Genomic DNA, 722 nt, shown 5'->3' on the forward strand with positions numbered 1-722 from the left:
TGGCGCCCCAGCCAGTCAGGGTCGGGCGTCAGGTAGAAGAAGGCCGCCGGCTCCATCAGCGGGCCGACCGACACCGGCAGCACCGGGCGCGGCAGGCCGGCCTTGGTACATTCGGTATCAACCACCGCCAATTCGGTGAGGGATGGAGATTGCAGGACGTAAAACACCGGACGACTGCGGTCGAGGTTCAAGGTAAGGGACGACTGGTTGATCGTCTCTGAGCGAACCCAGAGGTACAACAGCCGGCGCAAGGTGCCAAATACCAGACGGCGAAAGGGAGAGCGGGTCATACGGCTTCTGCTTTGAGTGGGGAAAAAAACCGGGCAGGTGCTCGGGGCGCTAGTGTGCAGTATTAGCCGAAAATCGGCAAAAAAGCGGCGAAGTAATCTTGAGTTGAAGCTTTTTGAGCCTGTCTTATACTCGGCAGTTCAACTGCGACGACTCAACAATAAACGTACTTATAAAAAGCATGTGGGAGCAAAACAGATGGCAACGCGCGAAACCGGCAATGTGAAGTGGTTCAACGACGCCAAGGGCTATGGCTTTATCCAGCGGGAAGATGGCAAGGATGTGTTTGTGCACTACCGCGCCATTCGCGGTGAAGGGCATCGTTCATTGGCCGAAGGCCAGCAGGTGGAATACGCCGTGGTGACGGGAGAGAAGGGCTTGCAGGCTGAGGATGTGGTGGGCCTGTAACCTTGGCGTGATCGTTCCCACGCTCT

General features: G+C 57.2%; 1 protein-coding gene and 1 pseudogene. One reads left to right on the plus strand and one right to left on the minus strand.

The genetic code is table 11. The features are described from left to right. A pseudogene (locus tag HX873_RS31475) lies at nucleotides 1–290 on the minus strand (glycerol-3-phosphate 1-O-acyltransferase); the annotation flags it as partial. A 196-nt stretch (nucleotides 291–486) separates the two neighbouring features. Between HX873_RS31475 and HX873_RS31480 the strand changes: the two are divergent. Then, the gene (locus HX873_RS31480; protein ID WP_003219353.1) at nucleotides 487–696 is read left to right on the plus strand and encodes a cold-shock protein; all 210 of its coding nucleotides are present in this window, start codon (nucleotides 487–489) and stop codon (nucleotides 694–696) included. The last annotated feature ends 26 nt before the right edge of the window (nucleotides 697–722 follow it).

The organism is Pseudomonas sp. P7758, from assembly GCF_013386485.1.
In the GTDB taxonomy this organism is placed as follows: Bacteria; Pseudomonadota; Gammaproteobacteria; order Pseudomonadales; family Pseudomonadaceae; genus Aquipseudomonas.